Raw genomic sequence first — 24,916 nt, forward strand, 5'->3', positions numbered from 1 at the left:
CTGGGTTTTTGTTCTTTTTTTCGAACGGCCTATTGTCCTTTAACCCCTTTGCTCCTACGATCCGTTTGAGATTTCAAACGCTCTTTGATCGGGTGTTGAGCCGCACGTGTTTGCAACCGTGCGCTATTTAGAGGTTTCAGCCCGGTCCATGATTTCCCTGACGGCAGCCTTGCGAGGCGCCTTTCTACAATCATAATTTTGCTCCGCGCAGGCCGCGGTGCTGTTAAGGAAAGCCGACATGCAGCTTAAAGATACCCAGTTGTTCCGCCAGCAAGCCTTCATTGATGGCGCTTGGGTGGATGCGGACAACGGTCAGACGATCAAGGTCAACAACCCGGCCACCGGCGAAATCCTCGGCACCGTGCCGAAAATGGGCGCCGCCGAAACCCGCCGTGCCATCGAAGCCGCTGACAAAGCGCTGCCGGCCTGGCGTGCACTGACCGCCAAGGAGCGTGCAGGCAAGCTGCGTCGCTGGTTCGAACTGATGATCGAGAACCAGGACGACCTCGCGCGCCTGATGACCCTCGAGCAGGGCAAGCCGCTGGCTGAAGCCAAGGGCGAAATCGTTTACGCCGCTTCGTTCATCGAGTGGTTCGCCGAAGAAGCCAAGCGCATCTACGGCGACGTGATCCCGGGCCACCAGCCAGACAAGCGCCTGATCGTGATCAAGCAGCCGATCGGCGTGACCGCCGCGATCACCCCGTGGAACTTCCCGGCGGCGATGATCACCCGTAAAGCCGGCCCGGCGCTGGCCGCCGGTTGCACCATGGTGCTCAAGCCGGCGTCGCAAACCCCATTCTCCGCCTTCGCCCTGGCCGAACTGGCCCAGCGCGCCGGCATCCCTAAAGGCGTGTTCAGCGTGGTCTCCGGCAGCGCCGGCGACATCGGCAGCGAGCTGACCAGCAACCCGATCGTGCGCAAGCTGTCCTTCACCGGCTCGACCGAAATCGGTCGTCAGCTGATGGCGGAATGCGCCAAGGACATCAAGAAAGTCTCGCTGGAGCTGGGCGGCAACGCGCCGTTCATCGTGTTCGACGACGCAGACCTGGATAAGGCCGTCGAAGGCGCGATCATCTCCAAGTACCGCAACAACGGCCAGACCTGCGTCTGCGCCAACCGTCTGTACATTCAGGATTCGGTCTACGACGCGTTCGCCGAGAAGCTGAAAGTGGCGGTGGCCAAGCTGAAGATCGGCAACGGTCTGGAAGAAGGCACCACCACTGGCCCGCTGATCGACGAGAAAGCCGTGGCCAAGGTGCAAGAGCACATCGCTGACGCCGTGGCCAAAGGCGCCACCGTGCTGGCCGGTGGCAAGCCGATGGAAGGCAACTTCTTCGAGCCGACCATCCTGACCAACGTGCCGAAAGACGCGGCTGTCGCCAAGGAAGAAACCTTCGGCCCGCTGGCACCGCTGTTCCGCTTCAAAGACGAAGCCGAAGTGATCGCGATGTCCAACGACACCGAGTTCGGTCTGGCTTCCTACTTCTACGCTCGCGACCTGGGCCGGGTGTTCCGTGTGGCTGAAGCCCTGGAATACGGCATGGTCGGCGTCAACACCGGGCTGATCTCCAACGAAGTCGCGCCGTTCGGCGGCATCAAGGCGTCGGGCCTGGGCCGTGAAGGCTCCAAGTACGGCATCGAGGATTACCTGGAAATCAAATACCTCTGCCTGGGCATCTAAGCCGGGAAGGGATCGCTGCAAACGCAAAGGGCACGAGAGCGCTGTCCCTTTGCGTCGTTTCAAACCGGAATTTTCTCTGCGGCCGGGAACGCCGTGGCAGTCGATCATCGCATGCTGCCACCGCCGATTCCTCCCGCTTAATCCTTGAACCACACCGCCCGATGAGCGGTGAATGAGGACTGTAATGAGCAAGACTAACGCTGAACTGATGGCCCGCCGTACTGCAGCTGTTCCACGTGGTGTTGGCCAGATTCACCCGATCTTCGCTGAATCGGCGAAGAACGCGACCGTGACCGACGTTGAAGGTCGTGAATTCATCGACTTCGCCGGCGGTATTGCCGTGCTGAACACCGGCCATGTGCACCCGAAAATCATTGCGGCCGTGACCGAACAGCTGAACAAGCTGACCCACACCTGCTTCCAGGTACTGGCCTACGAGCCGTACGTTGAGCTGTGCGAAAAGATCAACGCCAAGGTGCCAGGTGATTTCGCCAAGAAAACCCTGCTGGTGACCACCGGTTCCGAAGCCGTGGAAAACGCCGTGAAAATCGCCCGTGCCGCCACTGGCCGTGCCGGTGTGATCGCCTTCACCGGCGCTTACCACGGTCGCACCATGATGACCCTGGGCCTCACCGGTAAAGTCGTGCCTTACTCGGCCGGCATGGGCCTGATGCCAGGCGGCATCTTCCGCGCGCTGTACCCGAACGAACTGCACGGTGTGAGCATCGACGATTCGATCGCGTCCATCGAACGCATCTTCAAGAACGACGCCGAGCCGAAAGACATCGCCGCGATCATCATCGAGCCTGTGCAGGGTGAAGGTGGTTTCTACGTCGCGCCGAAAGAATTCATGAAGCGTCTGCGTGCCCTGTGCGACCAGCACGGCATCCTGTTGATCGCTGACGAAGTGCAGACCGGCGCTGGCCGTACCGGCACCTTCTTCGCCATGGAACAGATGGGCGTTGCTGCCGATCTGACCACCTTCGCCAAATCCATCGCTGGCGGCTTCCCGCTGGCCGGTGTCTGCGGCAAGGCCGAATACATGGACGCCATCGCTCCAGGCGGCCTCGGCGGCACCTACGCCGGTAGCCCGATCGCTTGCGCTGCGGCCCTGGCCGTGATGGAAGTGTTCGAAGAAGAACAACTGCTGGACCGCTGCAAGGCTGTCGGCGAGCGTCTGGTGACTGGCCTGAAGGCTATCCAGGCCAAGTACCCGGTGATCGGCGAAGTGCGTGCCCTGGGCGCTATGATTGCGGTCGAGCTGTTCGAAAACGGCGACAGCCACAAGCCAAACCCGACTGCCGTTGCGGCAGTCGTGGCCAAGGCGCGTGACAAGGGCCTGATCCTGCTGTCCTGCGGCACCTACGGCAACGTGTTGCGCGTACTCGTACCGCTGACCTCGCCGGATGAGCAACTGGACAAAGGTCTGGCGATCATCGAAGAGTGCTTCTCGGAGCTGTAAGCCCGGCACTGTGTGATCGGCTCGACAAAAAACCCGCTTCGGCGGGTTTTTTTACGTCCCTTGAAACACATCAGGCGCTTTTGCGCTGTATCGAAAGGCCAGCATTGGCTAAGGTTCAGGCATTGCAAGGGAGAGCGCGCATGACTGCCGTTGATTTACCCGCCGTACCTCGGGTGCTGATTGCCGAGGCTGACCCATGGTCTCGTGACCTGCTCAAACAAGTGCTGCTCAATGTGCGCTGCGATGCGCGACTGGATCTGTGTGCCGACGGCCAGCAAGCGCTGTCGTTGCTTAGCGAAGTGCCGTATGACCTGGCCATCGTCGATTGGGAGTTGCCGGGCATCGACGGTCTGAGCGTGCTGCGCAGCGTGCGCCAACGCAAACGCAATCCGCCGCTGCCGTTCATTCTGATGAGCAGTCGCAACGACAGCGCCAGCGTGCGCGAAGCCATACCCTTGGCCCCGACGGCCTACCTGACCAAACCGTTGAACATGGAAAGCCTGACCGAGCGACTGCAGGGTTTGCTGCTGAACGCGGGTGAAGAGGTGTTCTGCGAAGTGCCGACGCTGGCGCCGGGCATGACCTTGTCGGTGTTCCTCGAGCGACGCCGCGAGCAGGCCGACGGCGCGCCGTTGATGACCGATGTGCAGGTGGCGGTCAAACGCAGCCTCAATCCCAATGGCCTCGACCTGAAGCTGCTGGAAGAAGAGATCCGCACTGATCCGCAGATCACCGCCGTGCTGATCGCCGCCGCCAACAGCGCGGCGCAGCATCATGGCGCCGCGGTGCAGACCCTCGGGCAGGCGCTGCATCGGCTCGGCACCGGGCAGAGCATGAACCTGATCCTCGGCCTGGCGCTCAAACGCAGCGCCAAGCTCAGTGACCCGTGCCTGGCGGACTACGCCGAGCGCTACTGGGGGCTGTCGCTGCACACCGCGGAATACGCGCGCACGCTGGCGCGCCTGCTCGATCTGGATCAGGAGCGCTGCTACTGCGCCGGTATGTTGCATCGTCTCGGTGACCTGGCGTTGCTGCGCTGTTTGCAGGAGTGGCAGCAGGCCGGTGGCGCACTGGATGAACTGGAGGAAGTCGGCGAGGCGCTGGCGGAATTCGGCGCGGCCTACGGTTCGGCGTTGCGTACACGCTGGCGCTTGCCGCTGGAGTTGCGCGAGTTGATTGCGTCGGTCTACCAGCTCGGTGGCGGGGTTTACTCCCGGGAGGCGCTGGTGATGAACATGGCAGCGCAAATGGCCCGTCTGACCGAGCATGAGGGCGTTGAAGAGCTGGCGAAGAGTCGTACGGCGCGGCTGCTGAAGATCGGGCTGCCGGAATTGATGCGGATGCGTAAGTAACCGGATTTGCATAAACCCCTGTGGGAGCGGGCTTGCTCGCGAAGGCGGTCTATCAGCACCACAAATGCTGAATGACCCAACGCCTTCGCGAGCAAGCCCGCTCCCACATTGGATCTCTGGGTGGCTGAAATTCTGGATCAGGCAGAAATGATCCGGTTCTTGCCCTGACGCTTGGCCTCATACATTGCCGCATCCGCCCGGGCGAACAGGCTGTCGAGGCTTTGGTCTTCGTCCTTCAGGCTGGTCAATCCCTGGCTGACGGTGATGCTGAAGGTCTGGCCGTCGATATTGAAGCTCAACCGCTGAATCTCCTGCTGCAGCCGCTCGGCCACCTGCATCGCCATGTCCGGTGCGCAAGCGGGGAACACGGCGGCGAACTCCTCGCCGCCGATACGTCCGAACAGATCGCCGCGGCGTAACGACCCGCGCCCGCACTCGGCGATGCGCTGCAGCACATTGTCACCTTCCGGATGGCCGTAGCTGTCGTTGATCAGCTTGAAGTCATCGATATCCAGCAGCAGAAAGGCTAGAGGCGCACCTTGCAGGCGCGCCTCTTCGAACTCGCGGTTGGCGCATTCGAAGAAATGGCGGCGGTTGCTGCTCTGGGTCAGCACGTCAGTGGTGGCCAGCCGTTGCAGCTCGGTTTCCATGTGCTTTTTGTCGGTGATGTCCTCGGCGATACCGACGATGATCACCGGTTGCCCAGGCTCATCCTGACGGTTGATGAAGCACTTGTCGCTGAGCCAACGGACCTGGCCGTCGGCGGCGATGATCCGGTATTCGCGGTCTTCCACTGCGCCTTTGTGCAGCACTTCGGCAAGGCTGCGTTCGGCGTAATCCAGATCGTCGGGGTAGATGCTGTCGCGCCACTGGTTGTAGTCGGCCAGCAACAGGCCTGCGGAGCGGCCGAAAATCCGCTCGTAGGCCGGGCTGACATACAGCACCTGACGGGTTTCCCAATTGAAGGCCCAGAGTACCGCGTTGACGCTCACCAGCAGCGAGCTGAACAGCTGTTCGCGTTCGCTCAGGCGCGCCACTTCACCTTGGGCGTGCATCAATGCCATCAGGGTTTGCGCGGCTTCGGGCCACTGCGGGAGGGATGAGTCTTTTTGATTGTTGTTGACCATCGGCACTTATCTCAAAGGGCGTGCCGCAATATCGACAACGGCCACAGTACTGCCCGCCGGGGTGGCGAAGTGTCTTTGAGATAGGGGATTGTTGGCTTAGTTCCGCGCTTTTGTGGCGAGGGAGCTTGCTCCCGCCGGGCGGTAGGAACGACGCGTTTTGTCTGTCAAAACGCGTCGCCTGATCTACGACTGCTGCGCAGTCGATCGGGGATGAATCACCTCACCACAGGGGACTCATTCACCGCAGTCAGACTGCGGCGGGGCGTAACGAGTAGGTTTTCAACTGGTCGGCGAATTCACGCAGGGACTGAATGCCGCTGGCCTCGGCCTCGTGCACCCATTCCTTGATGGCGGCGAGCATGTCGTGGCCATTGGCGCTGGTCTTGACCCAGATCTGCTGCAAGGCCAGGCGTTTTTCATAAATGACCTTCAGCGCCTGGCTGTGCTCGAGCATGTTCTGGATGCGCAAGTGATGACGGTCTTCCAGCAGGCTGGTTTCCCGCGACAGCAAGCGTTTGGCCCGATGGAATTGATGGCGTACCGAATGATCGACCTTGTCCAGCTCCTGCTTGACCAGTGGGCCGATCACCAATTTGCGGTACTGGGCCATGATCTGGAACCGGTTGTTGAGGATCGCCATGGCGGTGTCCATGTCCAGATTGCCCTTGCCTTCGACACGGTGGGCAATCGGTGCCACGCGCTGCACCTTGGCCAGACCGAAGAAGCTGAAGACCTTGATCCATGCCCAGCCGAGGTCGAACTCCCACTTCTTCACCGACAGCTTGGCCGAGTTGGGGTAGGTGTGATGGTTGTTGTGCAGTTCTTCGCCACCGATCAGGATGCCCCATGGCACCAGATTGGTTGCCGCATCGCGGCATTCGAAGTTGCGATAGCCAATGGCATGGCCGAGACCGTTGACCACGCCGGCCGCCCAGACCGGGATCCACATCATCTGGATCGCCCAGATGGTGATGCCGATGGTGCCGAACAGCAGCAGGTCGATGACGCCCATGATGGCGACGCCCAGCAGCGGATAGCGGCTGTAGACGTTGCGTTCGATCCAGTCTTCGGGGCAGTTCTTGCCGTAGATGCGCAGGGTCTCCGGGTTCTCGGCTTCGGCGCGATACAGCTCGGCGCCTTTGCGCAGCACGGTGGACAGGCCCTTGATGACCGGGCTGTGCGGGTCATCTTCGGTTTCGCATTTGGCGTGGTGTTTGCGGTGGATGGCGGTCCACTCGCGGGTGTTCTGCGCCGTGGTCAGCCACAGCCAGAAGCGGAAAAAGTGTTTCAGACCGGCGTTCAGCTCAAGCGAACGGTGGGCCGAGTAACGGTGCAGATAGACCGTGACGGCGACAATTGTCACGTGGGTCATCAGCAGGGTGACCGCGACCAGTGACCAGGCCGACAAGCCAAGAAAACCTTCGTACCACATAGGCTATAGGGCCCTCGATAAAGATAAAAACAGCCGTTGCATTATCACCAAGCACACAGATAAAACCAGTCGCCCTTTCAGATAAGAGTCGCTGGATGTTTCTTGACCTATAATTCCAACCTTTTTGTAGGGACATGGACAGCCGAATGTCTGCCACTTATCGCGATGCCTTGCGTGCAGCGCTGCTCTATCTCGTGCTTGCCGCCGTCTGGCTGCAAGGTACTGGTTATTTATTAAACAATTTCTTCGATGAGTCCGTCGATCAACTGCGCTGGCAACTGATCAACGGTTACGTCTGGGCGGCGCTCAGTGCCGGGCTGATTTTTCTGGCCCGCGTGCGCTTGTGCGAGTTTCTCGGCATCGGCGCGCGGTTGCGTGAGCGGCAGGCTGATCGCGAGCGCCTGCGCCAGGCGGCAGCGGTGTTCGATTGCACCCGCGAAGGCGTGCTGGTCACCAACCGTCAGGGCCTGATCGTGCACGTCAACCGCGCGTTCATGGAGATCACCGGCTATCAGCGCGAAGAAGTCCTCGGGCATCAACCGAGCCTGTTCAAGTCCGGCCACCATCCGCCGGGCTTCTATCAGGCGATGTTCGCCACGTTGGAGGCGGAGGGTGAATGGAGCGGAGAAATCTGGAACCGGCGTAAAAGCGGCGAGATTTATCCACAGTGGCAGACCATCCGCGTGATTCACGATGATCAGGGCCGGCTGAGTCACTACGTGGCAGTGTTCTCCGACATCAGTGCGATCAAGGACTCCGAACATGAACTCAAGCACCTCGCCCATCACGACCCGCTGACCGATCTGCCCAATCGTCTGTTGTTCAGCGACCGCGCCGAGCAGGCGCTGGCGTCGGCGCAGATCCACAAACGTGGCTGCGCCCTGCTGCTGATCGATCTGGATCACTTCAAGATGATCAATGACAGCCTCGGGCACAACGTTGGGGATCGCCTGCTAAAAGCGGTGTCGGCGCGCCTGCAGGAACTGTTTGGCCCGGGGATTACCCTGGCACGGCTTGGCGGTGACGAGTTCGCGGTGCTGGCGGAGAGTTGTCCACAGCTGGTTCAGGCGGCGGCGCTGGCCCAACGCATTCTCGATGCGCTCAAGCAGCGGTTCTGCATCGATCGGCATGAGCTGTTCATCAACGCCAGTATCGGTATCAGCCTGTTCCCCAGCGATGCATTGAGTGCCGATCAATTGCTGCGCAATGCCGACGCCGCACTGTTCAAGGCCAAGAGCAGCGGGCGTAACGGCTACGCGCTGTACACCGAAGAGTTGACCGCGCATGCGCAGCAACGGGTCGAGATTGCCTTCGAGCTGCGTCGCGCGCTGGAGCAGCAGGAGCTGCGCGTCTATTACCAACCGGTTCACGATTTGCACAGCAGTCGGCTGATCGGCGTCGAAGCGCTGGTGCGCTGGGAGCATCCGCAGCGCGGTCTGGTGTCGCCGGCGGAATTCATCCCGATTGCCGAACGCACCGGGCTGATTGCCGAAATCGACGCCTGGGTGATGCGTCAGGCGTGTTCGCAGATGTGCCAATGGCAGCAGGCCGGGGTGGTGTTGTCGTTCGTGGCGGTGAATGTGTCGTCGCGCCTGTTTGCCCGGCGTGAGCTGTACCAGCAGGTGGCGCAGGTGCTGCACGAGACCGGGCTGGATCCGGCGTATCTGGAACTGGAAGTCACCGAAAGCGCGGTAATGGATGACCCGGAAGTGGCGCTGGAGCAGATGCATCGTCTGCGTGAGTTGGGTATTCGCCTGGCGATTGATGACTTTGGCACCGGGTACTCGTCGCTGCTGCGGCTCAAGCGCCTGCCGGTGCAGAAGTTGAAGATCGATCAGGGTTTCGTCGCCGGTCTGCCGTGGGACGAGGATGATGCGGCGATCGTCCGGGTGATCATCGCCCTGGCTCGCAGCATGGGCATGCAGGTGCATGCCGAAGGCATCGAGCAGGCCGAGCAGGCGGCGTTTCTGCTGGAGCAGGAATGTGATCTGGGGCAGGGTTACTGGTTTGGGCGGCCGGTGCCGGCGGGGGAGATTGATTGGGCGCGGGCACCGTTTATCGGTTGAGTCCGATTCTGTGGCGAGGGAGCTTGCTCCCGCTGGACTGCGTAGCAGGCTCAAAAAAACGGCGAGCGCTTCGCACTCGGGCGGGAGCAAGCTCCCTCGCCACAGGGGGGGCGGTGTTCTTTCGAAGCGGGAACACCGCGCAAACCCTTGCCCCGTCAGATAATGTTTTCCAGTTATATAAACATTCTTAAATAGTCTTTTTAAGAATATCTGCGCCTCTCTTATATTGCTCCCACGCCGAACGCAGTGCCGCCCACTGCCAGGCATTTCCCATTCAAAGGAGCAGCACCATGAGCGCATCCCTTCGCAGCGTTGACGGTCAGGACGAAACCACCATTTTGCGTGAGATCCAGAGCGCCCTGCGCGATCTGCGATTTGGCGCGGTGGAGATCACTGTGCACAACGCTCAAGTCGTGCAGATCGAACGCAAAGAGAAATTCCGTTTGCAGCAGCCGGGTAACAAGCCGAGCTGAAAAAGATCGCAGCCTGCGCCAGCTTTTGCAGGGGGCTGTGCGCAAGCGCTGGCGCAGGCGGCGATCTTTGAATGAGCACCCGATTCCAGCAACACATAAGAAAAAGCCACCACCAAGAATTCCAGGAGCTTTCACCATGTCGTCGATTCGCCGTTACGCTTTGGCCGCGCTGGCCAGTGCTGTGTTTGCCGGTTCCGCGGTTGCCAAGGATTACGAACTGCTCAATGTGTCGTACGACCCGACGCGCGAGCTGTATCAGGACTACAACGCCGAATTCATCAAGTTCTGGCAGAAGGATCATGCCGGCGACACCGTGAAAATCCAGCAATCCCACGGCGGTTCGGGCAAGCAGGGCCGGGCGGTGATTGACGGTCTGCGCGCCGACGTCGTGACCCTGGCCCTGGCCGGCGACATCGACGAAATCGCCAAGCTCGGCAAGACCCTGCCGGCCGACTGGCAGAAGCGTCTGCCGGATGCCAGCACCCCGTACACCTCGACCATCGTGTTCCTGGTGCGCAAGGGCAACCCGAAAGGCATCAAGGACTGGGGCGACCTGGTCAAGAACGACGTCTCGGTGATCACCCCGAACCCGAAAACCTCCGGCGGTGCGCGCTGGAACTTCCTCGCCGCGTGGGCCTATGGCCTGAAAGCCAACGGCGGCAACGAAGAAAAAGCCAAGGAATACGTACAGACCCTGTTCAAGCACGTGCCGGTATTGGACACCGGTGCTCGCGGCTCGACCATCACCTTCGTCAACAACGGTCAGGGTGACGTGTTGCTGGCCTGGGAAAACGAAGCGTTCCTGGCGCTGAAGGAAGACGGCGGCGCCGACAAGTTCGACATCGTTGTGCCTTCGCTGTCGATCCTTGCCGAGCCACCGGTGGCCGTGGTCGACAAGAACGCCGAGAAGAAGGGCAACGAGCAGATCGCTGAAGCCTACTTGAAGCACCTGTACAGCCCGGCCGGTCAGGAGATCGCGGCGAAGAACTTCTACCGTCCGCGTGACAAGGACGTGGCGGCGAAGTACGCCCAGCAGTTCCCGAAACTGGAACTGGTGACCATCGACAAGGACTTCGGCGGCTGGAAATCCGCGCAGCCGAAATTCTTCAACGACGGTGGCGTGTTCGACCAGATCTATCAGGCGCAGTAATCTGACCCTTAACCAGCCTGATGTTTGGGCACATGACATGTGGGAGCGAGCCTGCTCGCGAAGGCGGTATTTCAGGCGACAAGGATGTTGACTGATACTCCCTCTTCGCGAGCAGGCTCGCTCCCACATTGATGCGTTTTTAACCAAGGACTTTTATGTCGCGTCGTATCTCCCCCGTCATACCCGGCTTCGGGCTGACGCTGGGCTACACCTTGGTGTACCTCAGCCTGATTGTGCTTATCCCGCTGGCGGCGATGTTCGTCCACGCCGCGCAACTCACCTGGGATCAGTTCTGGACGATCATCACCGCGCCGCGCGTGCTCGCCGCCTTGAAGCTGAGCTTTGGCACGGCGCTGTGTGCCGCGATCATCAACGGCATCATCGGGACGCTGCTGGCCTGGGTGCTGGTGCGCTACACGTTCCCGGGACGCAAGGTGATCGACGCGATGATCGATCTGCCGTTCGCCCTGCCGACGGCGGTTGCCGGTATCGCCCTGACCGCGCTGTACACCCCGACCGGTCTGGTCGGGCAGTTCGCCGCCGACCTCGGTTTCAAGATCGCCTACACCCCGCTGGGCATCACCCTCGCGCTGACCTTCGTCACCCTGCCGTTCGTGGTGCGCACGGTGCAGCCGGTACTGGCTGACATTCCCCGTGAAGTCGAAGAAGCCGCCGCTTGCCTCGGTGCCAAACCGCTGCAGGTGTTCCGTCATATTCTGGTGCCGGCGCTGTTGCCCGCGTGGCTGACCGGTTTTGCCCTGGCGTTCGCTCGGGGTGTCGGCGAGTACGGCTCGGTGATTTTCATTGCCGGCAACATGCCGATGAAAACCGAGATCCTGCCGCTGCTGATCATGGTCAAACTCGACCAGTACGATTACACCGGCGCCACTTCCATCGGCGTGCTGATGCTGGTGGTTTCCTTCGTCCTGTTGCTGCTGATCAACCTGCTGCAGCGGCGCATCGAAACCCCATAAGGAGGCGCGAACCATGTCCCAATCGTCTATTGCGGCCGCGTCCTCGGCCAACGCTGCACGCCGTGGCAGTGCTACGTCACGGCGCGTCCTGATCGGTCTCGGCTGGCTGATCTTTTTCCTGTTTCTGGTGCTGCCGCTGTTCATCGTGGTGTCGCAGGGTTTGAAGAACGGCCTCGGCGCGTTCTTCACCGCGATCTTTGAACCGGACGCCTTGTCGGCGCTGAAACTCACCGTGATCGCCGTGCTGATTTCGGTGCCGCTGAACCTGGTGTTCGGGGTCAGTGCCGCGTGGTGCGTGAGTAAGTATTCGTTCCGTGGCAAGAGCATGCTGGTGACGCTGATCGACCTGCCGTTCTCGGTGTCGCCGGTGATCGCCGGTCTGGTCTACGTGTTGATGTTCGGCGCTCAGGGCCTGTTCGGGCCGTGGCTGCAGGATCACGATATCCAGATCGTCTTCGCCCTGCCGGGCATTGTGCTGGCGACGATCTTCGTTACCGTGCCGTTCGTGGCCCGCGAGCTGATTCCGCTGATGCAGGAACAAGGCACGCAGGAAGAAGAAGCCGCGCGGCTGCTCGGCGCCAATGGCTGGCAGATGTTCTGGCATGTCACCGTCCCCAACATCAAGTGGGGCCTGATCTATGGCGTGGTGCTGTGTACCGCGCGGGCCATGGGTGAGTTCGGTGCGGTGTCGGTGGTCTCCGGGCACATTCGCGGGGTGACCAACACCTTGCCGCTGCACGTCGAGATCCTCTACAACGAATACAACCACGTGGCCGCGTTCGCCGTGGCGAGCCTGTTGCTGATCCTGGCGCTCTTCATCCTGCTGCTCAAGCAGTGGAGCGAAAACCGTATCAACCGCCTGCGCGCCAGCGCCGCGGAGGAATAATTCATGTCGATCGAAGTGCGTAACGTCAGCAAGAATTTCAATGCGTTCAAGGCGCTGGACAACATCAGCCTGGACATCCACAGCGGTGAACTGGTGGCGTTGCTCGGGCCGTCCGGCTGCGGCAAGACCACGCTGTTACGGATCATCGCCGGCCTGGAAACCCCGGATCAGGGCAACATCGTGTTTCACGGCGAAGACGTCTCCGGCCACGACGTACGTGATCGCAACGTCGGTTTCGTGTTCCAGCACTACGCCTTGTTCCGCCATATGACGGTGTTCGACAACGTCGCGTTCGGCCTGCGCATGAAACCGAAAAACCAGCGCCCGAGCGAAAGCCAGATCGCGACCAAGGTGCATGAGCTGCTGAACATGGTGCAACTGGACTGGCTGGCGGATCGCTACCCGGAGCAACTGTCCGGCGGTCAGCGTCAGCGTATCGCCCTGGCCCGTGCCTTGGCGGTGGAACCGAAAGTACTGCTGCTCGACGAACCGTTCGGCGCGCTCGACGCCAAGGTGCGTAAAGAGCTACGCCGCTGGCTCGCACGCCTGCACGAAGACATCAACCTGACCTCGGTGTTCGTGACCCACGACCAGGAAGAAGCGATGGAAGTCGCCGACCGCATCGTGGTGATGAACAAGGGCGTGATCGAGCAGATCGGCTCACCGGGCGACGTTTACGAAAACCCGGCCAGCGATTTCGTTTATCACTTCCTCGGCGACTCCAACCGCTTGCTGCTCAGCGACGACAACCATGTGCTGTTCCGTCCGCACGAAGTGTCGTTGTCCAAGCATGAGCTGGAAGATCACCACGCCGCTGAAGTGCGCGATATCCGCCCGTTGGGTGCGACCACGCGAGTGACGTTGAAGGTGGAGGGGCAGACGGATCTGATCGAGGCGGAAGTGGTGAAAGACCATGACAGCCTGATTGGTCTGGCCAAGGGTGAAACGCTGTTCTTCAAGCCGAAGGTCTGGCAGAAAGTCGCCAGCCTCTAAAGTCAAAAGCTTCGCGAGCAGGCTCGCTCCCACCTTTGGAATGCATTCCATTGTGGGAGCGGGCTTGCTCGCGAAAGCGGCCTATACAGCCGCGCGATTCGGATTGACCCGCACCACCCCCGCCCGCGCCTCGATCTGCTCTTTCAACTCATGGCGCATGCCGAGCAGGAAGGCCACTTCCGCCACCACAAACAGCGGTCCGACGATCAACCCGCTCACGTCATCGACAAACGCCGGTTTGCGCCCCTCGTAGTGGTGCCCGACAAACTGGATCACCCAGCCAATCACAAACATCGCCAGCCCGCTGCTCAGCCAGACCATGGTGCTCTGCTGCGCCAGCGCATGTCCGGCCCAGACCGACAGGCCCATCAGCACCGTCATCAACACGCCGAGTTTCACTTCCAGGCGCAGGTAGAACCACGCCGACGCCAGTGCCAGCAGCACCGCCGGCGATAGCCACAAGCCGCCCAGCGACCACTCTGGTCGCGACAACAACACCGCCACCGCCACCACGATCAGCGGAATGCCGATAAAGTGGCTGGCGATGTTGCGCGGGGCGCGGTGGTAGGCGGCGTATTGACTGAGATGGTCGACGAGGCTTTTCATTGTTGTTCCTCCTGTAGGGTGCGTGCAGCATGCCTCGGGTTCGGCGTTCGCTCTGTCAGGCAGGCGACAATTGGGAGTGTTCATGGATAAGCGTTCACGGCTGCTGACCGGGCAATGGTTCAGTCATTTGCCGGCATCCTTTCAGGATAGTCTGCTGGCGGCGGCTCGGGAGCGGCGGCTGACGGCGGGGCAGCGCTTGTTCCAGCGCGGTGATCCGCCTTGCGGGTTGTACGCGGTGCTCGACGGCGCGATCCGGATCGGGGCGGTGAGCGAGCAGGGCAAGGAGGCGTTGCTGAGCCTGGTCGAGGCGCCGCACTGGTTCGGCGAAATCTGCCTGTTCGATGGCCAGCCACGCACTCACGATGCTTATGCGGTCGGGCCGTGCACCTTGCTGAATATCCCGCAGGCCACGCTGCTGAAAATCCTCGATGAACAGCCGGTATATTGGCGGCACTTGGCGTTGCTGATGAGCCACAAACTGCGCCTGACCTTTATCAATCTCGAACAGTTGAGCCTGCTGCCGGCCCCGGCTCGCCTGGCCCATCGCTTGCTGATGATCGCCGAGGGCTACGGCGAAATCGATGCGCCACGCCGGGTCCTGCAACTGCCTCAGGAACAGCTGGCGTCGATGTTGTCGCTGTCACGCCAGACCACCAACCAGATCCTCAAGGATTTGCAGGGGCAGGGGATTATCGGGCTGGGGTATGGCGAGATCGAGATTCTCGATGCCAAGCGATTGCGGGCGCTCGCCACACTCTAAAGAACACTGCCATCCCTGTGGGAGCGGGCTTGCTCGCGAAGGCGTCGTGTCAGCCAGCACATCATGCACTGACAGAACGCTTTCGCGAGCAAGCCCGCTCCCACCTGTGATCGCTGTTGTTTCTAGGAGCCGCGATAGGTCGAGAACCCGTAAGGGCTGAGCAGCAGCGGGATGTGGTAGTGCTGGTCAGTCTGCTTCACTTGGAAAATCACCGGAATCTCCGGGAAAAACGTCTCGCGCTTGTTCTTCTCGAAATACTCGCCGGTCTTGAACACCACTCGGTATTCGCCCGCCTCGAAAGGCTGTTTGGCCGGGAACAGTTCGGCGATGCGTCCCTGCTCGTTGGTGGTGCCCTGGGCCAGTGGCTGCCAGTTCTGGCCGACGTGTTTTTCCAGGGTCACGTTGACGCCCGGCGAGGGCAGGCCGTTTTCCAGGTTGAGCACGTGCACGCTCAGCGGGTTGCCGGCGGCCAGCGCCAGGCTGGAGAAGGCACTCAGGCCGAGTGCGGCGAAGGTCATGCGCAGGGGGGTCATGGTCAGTCTCCTTATTGGGAACGGGTCAGGGTCAGGCCGGCCTTTTCGGCGGCCTTGATGGCACAGCTTTCGTCTTGCTCGCCGCCGCCGGAGCCGGCCACGCCCATGGCGCCGACCAGTTCATCAGCGGCGAATAACGGGATCCCGCCGCCGAGCAACAGCAGCTCATCGAGGGTGTTGAGGTTGGCGGTTTCCGGATTGCTGCGGGCGCGCTCGGCGAACAGCCGGGTCGGGGTTTTCGTCGACAGCGCGGTGTAGGCCTTGCGCTGGCTGGCAGCGGTGTTGTGCGGACCGATGCCATCGCCGCGCAGGGTCACCAGCAGGTTGCCGCCACGGTCGAGCACCGATACCGTGGCGGTGCAATTACTCAGCGCCGTGTCGGCCAGCAGGCGTGCGGTTTTCAGATCGAGGTCAGCGTGGCGCGGCAGTTCAGGGGCGGCGAAAACACTGACGCTGAGGCCGAGGGCGAGGCTCGCTGCAAGGTATTTGACGGTCATGGACAGGCTCCAAAAGCGAAGGACATCACCTTAGCCGCCGCTCTTCGTCAGAACCCCGTCAGTCGGATTACAAGTTTGTAATGGGCAATCGGGCCGAAGGCGCCTAGCCTGTGTGCCTGATCAATTGAGGTGTGCCATGCGTTTGCTGGTTGTAGAAGATGAAGCCAAAACCGCGAATTTCCTTGCCAAGGGCCTGGGCGAATCGGGTTTTGCCGTGGACGTGGCGCTCAATGGTCTCGATGGGCGCTATTTCATCGAGCAGCAGGAATATGACCTGATCATCCTCGACGTGATGCTGCCGGGCCTCAATGGCTGGCAACTGCTGCAACTGATCCGCCAGCGCGGCGCCACCCCGGTGTTGTTCCTGACCGCCAAGGACGCCATCGAAGACCGCGTGCGTGGCCTCGAACTGGGCGCCGACGACTATCTGCTCAAACCCTTCGCCTTCGCCGAACTGCTCGCGCGGGTGCGCACGTTGCTGCGGCGCGGGCCGCTGCGCGAGGCCGAGTCCTACAGCATCGCCGATCTGGAAATCGACGTGCTACGGCGTCGGGTCAGTCGCGGCGGTCAGCGCATTGCCCTGACCAACAAGGAATTCGCCCTGCTGCAACTGCTCGCCAGCCGCCAGGGCGAAGTGCTGTCGCGCACGCTGATCGCCTCGCAGGTGTGGAACCTGAATTTCGACAGCGACACCAACATGGTCGAAGTGGCGGTGCGGCGTTTGCGGGCCAAGGTCGATGACCCGTACCTGCCGAAACTGATCCACACCGTGCGCGGCGTCGGCTATCAACTGGAAGCGCCGGACGATGCGCTCTAAGTCGATCGCCTGGCGCCTGGCGCTGGCGTTCGCGATTGTTTGCGCGTTGGTGTTGAGCGTGATTGGCGTGTTTCTCTACCGCTCGCTGGCCTCGGAAATCGCCTACCGCGACGACCTCGCGTTGCTCGGTCGACTGGAGCAGGTGCGCGCCTTGCTCGCCGACAGCGACAGCCTCGGTGCCTTGCAGGCGCGGCCACGGCTGTACCAGAACATGCTCGGTAACCTCGACAGCCTGTTGCTGGTGCGGCGGGCCGATGGCTCGAACGTGATCGCGATCAACCCGCGCCAGCGCGAGCTGCCGCCATTGAGCGCAATCGCGCGCGAGCAAACGCCGCAGCGTCGCGATGTGCTGACCTGGCAAGCGCCGGACGGCGCCGAGCTGGCGCTGTTGTCCGGTGACGCCCAAGGGCCGAACGGCGAACCGCTGACGGTGATCGCCGGCAAGGTGCTCACTGAACGTGAACAGATGCTCGCCAGTTATCGCCTGCGCCTGTACCTGGCCGTCGGGCTGGGCGCGCTGCTGGCGTTCGCGCTGGGCCTGGTGCTGCTGCGCCGTGGTCTGCAACCGTTGCGCCAGTTGAGCGCGGCGGTGCGCGGGATTGATCTGCGCAGCCTCGACCAGCGACTGCCCGCCAGCGGCACCCCCGCCGAACTGCTCGAACCGGTGCAGGCGCTCAACGGCATGCTCGCGCGACTGGACGACAGCGTGCAGCGGCTGTCGCAGTTTTCCGCCGATCTGGCCCACGAGATCCGCACCCCGTTGCACACCTTGCTCGCCAGCAACGGCCAGGCGCTGAACCACCCGCGCAGCACGGCGGAGTATCAGGAGCTGCTGGCCTCGAACATGGAAGAGTTCGAACGCCTCAAGCGCATGGCCGAGAACCTGATGTTCCTTGCTCGCGCCGAACAGGCAGAGCGCGCGCTCGACTTGCAAACGCTGGATCTGCACAGCGTCGGCAGCGAGCTGTGCGATTACTTCGAAGCCCTGGCCGATGATCGCCAGTTGCACCTGGAAAACCAGCTGCACGGCGAACTGTTGGCCGACCAGCAACTGCTGCAGCGCGCCCTCGGTAATCTGCTGGCCAACGCGGTGCGCCACGCCGATGAAGGCACGCTGATCAGCCTGCGCCGCCGCGATGAACCGGGCGTGTGCTGGTTGCAGGTACACAACCACGGTCCGGTGATCGCGCCAGAACATCTGGGCAAACTGTTCGACCGCTTCTATCGCGTCGACCCTTCACGGGCGCAGCCTGGGGACTCGGGTGGGCTGGGGCTGGCGATTGTGCAGTCGATCATGCAATTGCATGGCGGGCGGGTGCGGGTGAGCAGTGATGTCACTGGGACTGTGTTTGAGCTGGGTTTTGAGGTGATCTGACTGGCGCCTTCGCGGGCAAGCCCGCTCCCACCGGTTTATCGGGTGTACATGAGTTTTGGGTACGACACGGACACTGTGGGAGCGGGCTTGCCCGCGAAGAGGCCATTAGGTTCAGCGCAAATTCCGGATTAGTCAGCGCAGCTGATCGCGAAACTGCCCCGGCGTCATCCCGGTCCAGCGCTTGAACGCGCGGCTGAAGCTGCTGGTGTCGGCAAACCCCAGCAGGTAGCTGACTTCACTCAACGAACAATGCGGATCGCGCAGGTGTAGCAGCGCCAGATTCTCGCGGCTCTCGTTGAGCAGCGTGTCGAAGCGACAGCCTTCATCCGCCAAGTGCCGTTGCAGGCTGCGCAGGCTCAGGTGCAAGGCTTGAGCAATGCGTTCGGCGCTGGGTTCGCCTTCGGGCAGTTGCTCCTCGATGGCATCGCGCACCTTGCGCTCCCAGGTCAGCGGTTTGAGCTGGGCCAGGGTGCGCTTGAGCACCGCTTCGTTGTGTTCGGCCAGTTCCGGGTTGGCGTCGTCGAGGTGGCTGTCGAAGTCAGCGAGGGCGAACTCCAGGCGATCTTCGGCGCAGGAGAAATGCACCGGGGCGCGGAACACCTTGTGCCACTGATGTGCATCGGACGGTTCCGGGCGGCGCAGGTACACCGCCAGCGGCGCGTAATCGCGACCCAGGCGATTGCGGCAGGTACGCACGTAGATCGCGGCAAAGGCATCGATGGCTTCGAAGGCCGGCGCCGGATTGCCTGACGGAATTTTCAGACGGAACAGATAACGGTCATCGCTGCGGCTCAGTTCCAGTTCCAGCGCATCGCTGACCACCGGGTGATAACGCACGATGCGCTCGAATACCTCACGCAGGCTGCCGCTGGCCACCAGCGCGTAACCGAGCGCATGGAACGTGGTCGGGCTGACGAACCGCGACACCCGCAGGCCGATCGCCGGATCCCCGCTGAACTGCACCGCCAGTTGCCACAGGCGTGTGGTGCCGGACAACGGATAACGTGCGTTCGGGTCGTCCATCAACTGCGGGTCGAGCCCGGCCTGCTGGCACAGGCCGAGACTGTCCAGCCCCAGCGCATCGAGTTGCTTGCGCAAGGCACGGGTCCAGCTGGCGAGAGAGGTCGGTTCCTTCATGCTGATTGGCGCTTCCGGTCAACAGGTTGGCGTTCACGGCTATCATCAATAAAGCTTTCGCAAGGCAGGATGCGAACATCAATAACCAGAGGATGGAAGCATGGACCGTACTTCTGCAAGTCCCCCGCGACACAATGCTGCCCAGCGATCAGCGCATATTCGCGAAGTGGTGCTGGCCAAGGGTGTCGAACTGCGTGAGCGCTACCCGATTCTGCAGCATCAGGATGCCCTCGGCGCCGGCATTCTGGCCTTTGCCCTGGCCGGGATGATCGGCTCGGCAGCGTTGTACATCACTGGCCACATGGCGTGGTGGGTGTGCCTGCTGCTGAATGCGTTTTTCACCTCCTTGACCCATGAGCTGGAACACGACCTGATCCACAGCATGTATTTCCGCAAACAACGGGTGCCGCACAACCTGATGATGGGCCTGGTGTGGCTGGCGCGGCCGAGCACGATCAATCCGTGGATCCGCCGTCACCTGCACCTCAATCACCACAAGGTCTCCGGCACCGAAACCGACATGGAAGAGCGGGCGATCACCAACGGCGAGCCCTGGGGTTTTGCGCGCTTGCTGATGGTCGGCGACAACGTGATGTCGGCGTTCATCCGCATGCTGCGGGCCAAGACCTGGGCGCACAAAATCAACGTCATCAAACGCACGCTGAAGGTCTACGCGCCACTGGCGCTGGTGCATTGGGGCGCGTGGTACGTGTTCCTCGGTTTTCATGCGGCGAATGGCATCGCCTACCTTCTGGGTTCACCGATTGAATGGTCGGCGACCACGCTTTCGGTGATGCAGGTGATCGACATCGCGGCGGTGGTGATCATCGGCCCGAACGTGCTGCGCACCTTTTGCCTGCACTTCATCAGCTCGAACATGCATTACTACGGCGACATCGAGGCGGGTAATGTGCTGCAGCAATGCCAGGTGTTGAACCCGTGGTGGTTGTTGCCGTTGCAGGCATTCTGCTTCAACTTTGGCAGCAGCCACGGGATTCACCATTTTGTGGTGAAGGAACCGTTTTACATCCGGCAGATGACCGTGCCGGTGGCGCACAAGGTGATGCGTGAGATGGGTGTTCGGTTCAATGATTTCGGCACGTTTGGGCGGGCGAACCGGTTTGTTCGTCGGGATGAAGTGGTAGCGGAGGAGGCGCGTACGGCTCAGGCTTGATGGTGAATTTGCGGGCCTCTTCGCGAGCAAGCCCGCTCCCACAGGGGAACGCATTCCAACTGTGGGAGCGGGCTTGCTCGCGAAGGCACCGGATCAGGCAACCTCAATCCGGCTGAAACGGCGAAGCACTGAGAATCACCCCGGTCTCCTCCACATACTGCTGCCAGTGCCCGATCAAGCTGTTGAGCTTGTCCGGCTGACGCGCCGCCAGATCATGAATCTCCCCCGGATCGCTGCTCAGATCATAAAGCTGCCAGGTCGCCGGCCCCACCGGCCCGGGGATCCACACCGCTTTCCACGACCCTTGGCGAATTGCCCGGCGGCCAAACAATTCCCAACCGGTGACGGTGTGCTCGTCGTGCACTTGCGCCGTCTCGCCGGACAAAAAGCCCAGCCACGATTTACCGCGCAGCGGCGCCACCGGTTTGCCGTGCCATTGCTTGCCCGGATGGCGCACGCCGGCCAGATCGAGAATGGTCGGGGTGACGTCCATCACCGTGCCGAAACCGTGGCTGATCTGCCCTTTGATGGGCAATTGCGGATAGTGCAGCAGCGCTGGCACGCGAATCCCGCCTTCGGTGGTGAACGCCTTGAACAGCCGTGACGGCGCGGTCGCCACCTGCGCCCAGCTCGGCCCGTACCAGACGTAGGAATTGGCGCGGCCGATGTTGTCGAGGCTGTTGTCGTAATGCTGATTGAGGTAGGTCAGCAGTTCCGGGCCGAACTTGGGAAACGCCTCCAGCAGTGCGCCCTCGGCACCGTTGTCGGACATGAACAGGATGAAGGTGTTATCGAGTTGGCCCTGCTGGCGCAGGTAATCGAGCACCCGGCCGATGTTCCAGTCCATGCGCTCGACCATGGCCGCGTAGACCTCCATGGCCCGCGCGGAAATCTGTCGTTGCTCATCACTCAGCGCGTCCCATTGCGCATTCAGTTGAATCAGCGGATGTGGCTCGACATCCGGCTCGATCAGCCCCAGCGCCTTGAGTTTTTCCAGGCGTTCGAGGCGCAAGACTTCGGGACCGGCGTCGTAGCGGCCACGGTATTTTTCGACCACCTCGGCCGGTGCCTGCAACGGCCAGTGCGGTGCGGAGAAGGGCAGATAAGCAAAGAATGGCCGGCTCTGATCGCGCTCCTTGAGGTACTGCAGCAGCTTGTCGCCGAAGGCATCCGACGAGTAGAAATCCTTGGGCAATTCGTCGACAAAGGTGTCGTCTTCGATATACAGCGCTGGCGTCGATTTCAGCAGGCCAGGCGTGTGTTCATCGTAAGTCGGCTCGAAACCATAGTGGTTGGCCGCACCCGGCAGCAGCGAAAACGAACGCTCGAAACCGCGGGCCTGCGGCGCCAGTTCAGCGGTCAGGCCGAGGTGCCATTTGCCGCTCATCAACGTCTGGTAACCGGCCTCGCGCAGCAGCTCGGGCAGGGCCACAACGCGGTCGTTGAGATAGCCCTCGTAACCCGGTTTGCCGATCAACTCCGGGGTCAGCGCTTCGGCCATGGTGCCGATGCCGGCGATGTGGTGGTCGGTGCCGGTCAGCAGCATCGAGCGGGTTGGCGAGCAGGTCGGCGCGGTGTGAAAATCGGTCAGGCGCAGGCCGTTATTGGCCAGGGCATCGAGGTTCGGCGTGGCGATTTCGCCACCGAACGCGCCGATGTCGGAGAAGCCGAGATCGTCGGCCAGAATCACCAGAAAGTTGGGGCGTTGCGGCATCGAAAAGCTCCTCTCAGCAGGCAATGAACGACAGCGGCAGATCGCGGATCTGTACCGGCAGGCTCGGTTGGTAATGGTCGTCACTGGTCAGTTCGTGCAGCAGCTCTTCACGCAATTGATGGAAGTCGAAACTGCTGCGCTGACGCGGGTGCGGCAGGGCGATGTCGACCACTTGCTTGATCCGCCCCGGACGCGGCTCCATCACCACCACGCGGTCGGCAAGAAAGATCGCTTCTTCCACATCGTGGGTGACGAGGATCGTGGTGATTTTTGCCCGGTCGCGGATTGCCAGCAGCTCGTCCTGCATCTGTTGACGGGTCAGTGCATCGAGCGCGCCGAAGGGTTCGTCGAGCAGCAGAATCCGTGGACTGGCGACCAGCCCGCGAGCAATCGCCACACGCTGGGCCATGCCGCCGGAGAGCTGGTGCGGATAGGCGCGGGTGAAATCGCGCAGGCCGACCAGATCGATGAAATCGTTGATGCGCTGCTGCTTTTCAGCCGCGCTCAATGGTTCGTTGACCAGGCCGAGGCCGATGTTGTCGGCCACCGTCAGCCACGGAAACAAACGGTGCTCCTGAAACACGATGCCACGCTCGCCGCCGATGCCGCTGACGGCTTTGCCATCGACGCTGATCTGCCCGCGAAACTGCGTATCGAGCCCCACCAGTAAGCGCAGCAAGGTGGATTTGCCGCAGCCGCTGGAGCCGACGATGGCGACGAATTCGCCCTCGGCGATGTCGAGATTGAATTCGCGAATCGCCTCCAGTTCGAAACCGTCGACATCGAAGGATTTGCCTACGTGGGTGAAGCTGACAATCGGTGCGTTCATGCGTGTCTCCAGCGAGTGGCGCGAATTTCCAGGCGTTGGCCGATGAGGTTGAGCAGGGCGCCGGTGAGGCCGACCAGGAGCATCCCGGCCATGATCAGGTCCATGCGCAGCAGTTGTTGGGCACCGATCATCTGGCTGCCGATACCGCCGTTGGATGGCATGAAATATTCGGCGCCGATGGTGCCGAGCCAGGCGTAGATCAGGCTCAGCCTGAGCCCGGCGAAAATCCCCGGCGCCGCACCCGGCAGCACCAGACGGCGCAGGCGCTGACCGAGGCTCAGGCGCAGCACCTGCGCGGCCTCGTTGAGTTGTGGCGAGAGGTTGGCGACGCTGCGCTGGGTGGCGATGAACAGCGGGAAAAACGCGGCGAGGGCGACGAACACCCACTTCGCCAATTCACCCAATCCGAACCACGCGGTGAGCAGCGGCACCCAAGCGAAAATCGCGATCTGGCGGATGGCGGCGAGGGTCGGGCCGAGCAGCCGTTCGCTGGTACGTGAAAGCCCCAACAGCAAGCCGAGGGCGAAACCAAGTCCGCCGCCCAGCAGCAAGCCGCCAAGGGTACGACCGAGGCTCAAGGCCATGCCGCTGATCAGCGTACCGTCGAGCAGACCATTCCTGGTCGTGTCCAGCACCGCCAGCGGGCTGACCAGGATGTTCGCATCGACCCACTGCTGATCGCTCGCCACTTGCCAGACGCCAATCAGGCCCAGTGGCAACAGCCACGGTTGCAACCTCTGCCAGCCTTCATAGCGCGGGCCACGGCGGATTTCCGCAGTCGCCGGGTGCGGCCAGTGCACCAGTTTGCGGTCGAGAAAACCGATGCCGCGATCCATCGCTACACCGAGCACACCGATGACCACGATGCACACGAACACGATGTCGAGCATGAACAGTTGCCGTGCCCAGACCATCAGGTAACCGATGCCTTCGCTGGACGCCAGCAACTCCACCGCCAGCAATGAAGTCCAGCCAGCAGCCAGGGCCAGACGCACGCCGGCCATGAACGCCGGCAGTGCAGCGGGCAGCACCAGGCGCCGGATCAGCAGGTACGACGGCAGACGCAATACGGCGGCGGCTTCGCGCAGTTTCGGTTGCGCATCACGAACGCCGACCAAGGTATGCAGAGTCACCGGCACCACGATGGCTTTGATCAGCACCACCAGTTTCAGCACTTCGCCGATGCCGAAAAACACCATGAACAGCGGAATCCAAGCCAGCGTCGGCACTTGTGCCAGACCGGCGAATGTGGGGAAAACCAGGCGTTCGAGACGCCGGCTGAAGCCCAGCGCAGCACCCAGCACCGCGCCCGCAGAGATCCCTGCCAGCAAGCCCCAGAGCAGGCGTTGCACGCTGATCCACAAATGACTCCACAGCTCGCCCTGGGACAGCTCGATGGCGCTGTTCCACACCAGCGATGGCGCCGGCAGGATCTGCTCGCTCATCCATTGATTGCGCGCGGCCAGCCACCACAGCGCGAACAGGCTGATCGGCAGCAGCCATGGCAACAGACGTTGGTTGAGGCTCGGCCACGCGCGCCGACTTTTCAGTGGCGGCGCCGGCAGCGGCAGGCTGAGCAGGGAATCACGGGCCATGGGTGACCTCCGTTGTCGGGTTGCATGGCGAACCGCTTGGCTTGGTGGGAGTGGGCTTGCTCACGAAGGCGCAGTGTCAGGCGCCGGTGATGGCGAATGACGCGACCCCTTCGCGAGCAAGCCCGCTCCCACATTTGGCTAGCGGTGTATGCAAATTCGATCTATAAAAATTCAAATCAATTCTATTGAGAGATAAGCCAGACCATTTAAGGCCTGCAGCCCGACGCGCATCCAATGCATTCGAAGAATATTTTCGATGCTGTTAATGCATACGCCGCTGCAA

At 61.7% G+C, this 24,916-nt stretch carries 22 protein-coding genes; 13 read left to right on the forward strand and 9 right to left on the reverse strand.

The window, feature by feature from the left end:
* The first annotated feature begins 238 nt into the window (after positions 1–238).
* From gabD to ACVHNU_RS26015, 3 genes are all read left to right on the forward strand, one after another.
* Positions 239–1,681, forward strand: a complete 1,443-nt coding sequence (gabD, locus tag ACVHNU_RS26005) for an NADP-dependent succinate-semialdehyde dehydrogenase (protein WP_003220501.1) — start codon at positions 239–241, stop codon at positions 1,679–1,681.
* A gap of 184 nt (positions 1,682–1,865) precedes the next feature.
* Entirely contained in the window at positions 1,866–3,143 is a 1,278-nt protein-coding gene (gabT, locus tag ACVHNU_RS26010) for a 4-aminobutyrate--2-oxoglutarate transaminase (protein ID WP_003220503.1), read from the forward strand.
* Positions 3,144–3,283: 140 nt separating this feature from the next.
* Positions 3,284–4,495, forward strand: a complete 1,212-nt coding sequence (locus tag ACVHNU_RS26015) for a response regulator (RefSeq protein ID WP_003220504.1) — start codon at positions 3,284–3,286, stop codon at positions 4,493–4,495.
* A 137-nt stretch (positions 4,496–4,632) separates the two neighbouring features.
* Here ACVHNU_RS26015 and ACVHNU_RS26020 read toward each other — a convergent pair whose 3' ends face one another.
* Positions 4,633–5,622: a GGDEF domain-containing protein gene (locus ACVHNU_RS26020; RefSeq protein WP_226499751.1), complete on the reverse strand. Its 990-nt coding sequence runs from the start codon at positions 5,620–5,622 to the stop codon at positions 4,633–4,635.
* A 247-nt stretch (positions 5,623–5,869) separates the two neighbouring features.
* Entirely contained in the window at positions 5,870–7,054 is a 1,185-nt protein-coding gene (desA, locus tag ACVHNU_RS26025) for a delta-9 fatty acid desaturase DesA (protein ID WP_003220506.1), read from the reverse strand.
* Between the two features lie 146 nt (positions 7,055–7,200).
* Here desA and dibA point away from each other — a divergent pair, with 146 nt between their 5' ends.
* The 6 genes from dibA (at position 7,201) to ACVHNU_RS26055 (ending at position 13,596) form a co-directional block, all read left to right on the forward strand.
* A complete protein-coding gene (gene dibA / locus ACVHNU_RS26030; RefSeq protein ID WP_473018566.1) occupies positions 7,201–9,120 on the forward strand; it encodes a phosphodiesterase DibA in 1,920 nt (639 codons plus the stop codon).
* A 290-nt stretch (positions 9,121–9,410) separates the two neighbouring features.
* The gene (oscA, locus tag ACVHNU_RS26035) at positions 9,411–9,593 is read left to right on the forward strand and encodes a sulfur starvation response protein OscA (RefSeq protein ID WP_003220508.1); all 183 of its coding nucleotides are present in this window, start codon (positions 9,411–9,413) and stop codon (positions 9,591–9,593) included.
* Positions 9,594–9,729: 136 nt separating this feature from the next.
* Positions 9,730–10,743, forward strand: coding sequence for a sulfate ABC transporter substrate-binding protein (locus ACVHNU_RS26040; protein ID WP_226499753.1), 1,014 nt, complete (start codon positions 9,730–9,732; stop codon positions 10,741–10,743).
* Between the two features lie 155 nt (positions 10,744–10,898).
* Positions 10,899–11,717 carry a sulfate ABC transporter permease subunit CysT gene (cysT, locus tag ACVHNU_RS26045; protein WP_003220511.1) on the forward strand — a complete coding sequence of 273 codons (819 nt, stop codon included), beginning with the start codon at positions 10,899–10,901 and terminating at the stop codon, positions 11,715–11,717.
* Between the two features lie 13 nt (positions 11,718–11,730).
* Positions 11,731–12,603, forward strand: a complete 873-nt coding sequence (gene cysW / locus ACVHNU_RS26050; protein ID WP_003220512.1) for a sulfate ABC transporter permease subunit CysW — start codon at positions 11,731–11,733, stop codon at positions 12,601–12,603.
* 3 nt (positions 12,604–12,606) lie between these two features.
* Entirely contained in the window at positions 12,607–13,596 is a 990-nt protein-coding gene (locus tag ACVHNU_RS26055; protein ID WP_103520289.1) for a sulfate/molybdate ABC transporter ATP-binding protein, read from the forward strand.
* Positions 13,597–13,677: 81 nt separating this feature from the next.
* On the opposite strand, the gene ACVHNU_RS26060 is transcribed toward ACVHNU_RS26055, so the two are convergent.
* Positions 13,678–14,202, reverse strand: a complete 525-nt coding sequence (locus tag ACVHNU_RS26060; RefSeq protein WP_473018567.1) for an Mpo1 family 2-hydroxy fatty acid dioxygenase — start codon at positions 14,200–14,202, stop codon at positions 13,678–13,680.
* 82 nt (positions 14,203–14,284) lie between these two features.
* Here ACVHNU_RS26060 and ACVHNU_RS26065 point away from each other — a divergent pair, with 82 nt between their 5' ends.
* Positions 14,285–14,962, forward strand: coding sequence for a Crp/Fnr family transcriptional regulator (locus tag ACVHNU_RS26065; RefSeq protein ID WP_282413527.1), 678 nt, complete (start codon positions 14,285–14,287; stop codon positions 14,960–14,962).
* Between the two features lie 122 nt (positions 14,963–15,084).
* Here ACVHNU_RS26065 and uraH read toward each other — a convergent pair whose 3' ends face one another.
* Together uraH and ACVHNU_RS26075 are read right to left on the reverse strand one after the other, a co-directional pair.
* Complete coding sequence (gene uraH, locus ACVHNU_RS26070) at positions 15,085–15,495, reverse strand: hydroxyisourate hydrolase (RefSeq protein WP_473018568.1); 411 nt, start codon at positions 15,493–15,495, stop codon at positions 15,085–15,087.
* Between the two features lie 11 nt (positions 15,496–15,506).
* A complete protein-coding gene (locus ACVHNU_RS26075) occupies positions 15,507–15,992 on the reverse strand; it encodes a GlcG/HbpS family heme-binding protein (RefSeq protein ID WP_098966609.1) in 486 nt (161 codons plus the stop codon).
* Positions 15,993–16,128: 136 nt separating this feature from the next.
* On the opposite strand from ACVHNU_RS26075, the gene ACVHNU_RS26080 reads away from it, so the two are divergent.
* Entirely contained in the window at positions 16,129–16,809 is a 681-nt protein-coding gene (locus ACVHNU_RS26080) for a heavy metal response regulator transcription factor (RefSeq protein WP_473018569.1), read from the forward strand.
* Positions 16,799–18,184: a heavy metal sensor histidine kinase gene (locus tag ACVHNU_RS26085; RefSeq protein WP_338800501.1), complete on the forward strand. Its 1,386-nt coding sequence runs from the start codon at positions 16,799–16,801 to the stop codon at positions 18,182–18,184. Before ACVHNU_RS26080 ends, ACVHNU_RS26085 begins: the two co-directional genes overlap by 11 nt.
* 132 nt (positions 18,185–18,316) lie before the next feature.
* On the opposite strand, the gene ACVHNU_RS26090 is transcribed toward ACVHNU_RS26085, so the two are convergent.
* Positions 18,317–19,321: an AraC family transcriptional regulator gene (locus ACVHNU_RS26090; protein ID WP_003220532.1), complete on the reverse strand. Its 1,005-nt coding sequence runs from the start codon at positions 19,319–19,321 to the stop codon at positions 18,317–18,319.
* A 100-nt stretch (positions 19,322–19,421) separates the two neighbouring features.
* Between ACVHNU_RS26090 and ACVHNU_RS26095 the strand changes: the two genes are divergently transcribed.
* Positions 19,422–20,495 carry a fatty acid desaturase gene (locus ACVHNU_RS26095; protein WP_473018570.1) on the forward strand — a complete coding sequence of 358 codons (1,074 nt, stop codon included), beginning with the start codon at positions 19,422–19,424 and terminating at the stop codon, positions 20,493–20,495.
* A gap of 103 nt (positions 20,496–20,598) precedes the next feature.
* Here the strand turns inward: ACVHNU_RS26095 and ACVHNU_RS26100 are convergent, their stop codons facing one another.
* From ACVHNU_RS26100 to ACVHNU_RS26110, 3 genes are read right to left on the reverse strand one after another with little or no spacing between them, the layout of a single operon-like run.
* Positions 20,599–22,209: an arylsulfatase gene (locus tag ACVHNU_RS26100; protein ID WP_400506126.1), complete on the reverse strand. Its 1,611-nt coding sequence runs from the start codon at positions 22,207–22,209 to the stop codon at positions 20,599–20,601.
* A gap of 13 nt (positions 22,210–22,222) precedes the next feature.
* Positions 22,223–23,038, reverse strand: coding sequence for an ABC transporter ATP-binding protein (locus ACVHNU_RS26105; protein ID WP_134785163.1), 816 nt, complete (start codon positions 23,036–23,038; stop codon positions 22,223–22,225).
* Positions 23,035–24,633 carry an ABC transporter permease gene (locus tag ACVHNU_RS26110; protein WP_473018571.1) on the reverse strand — a complete coding sequence of 533 codons (1,599 nt, stop codon included), beginning with the start codon at positions 24,631–24,633 and terminating at the stop codon, positions 23,035–23,037. Before ACVHNU_RS26110 ends, ACVHNU_RS26105 begins: the two co-directional genes overlap by 4 nt.
* Between the last annotated feature and the right edge of the window lie 283 nt (positions 24,634–24,916).

Source organism: Pseudomonas sp. Ors-4-3C (assembly GCF_055755035.1).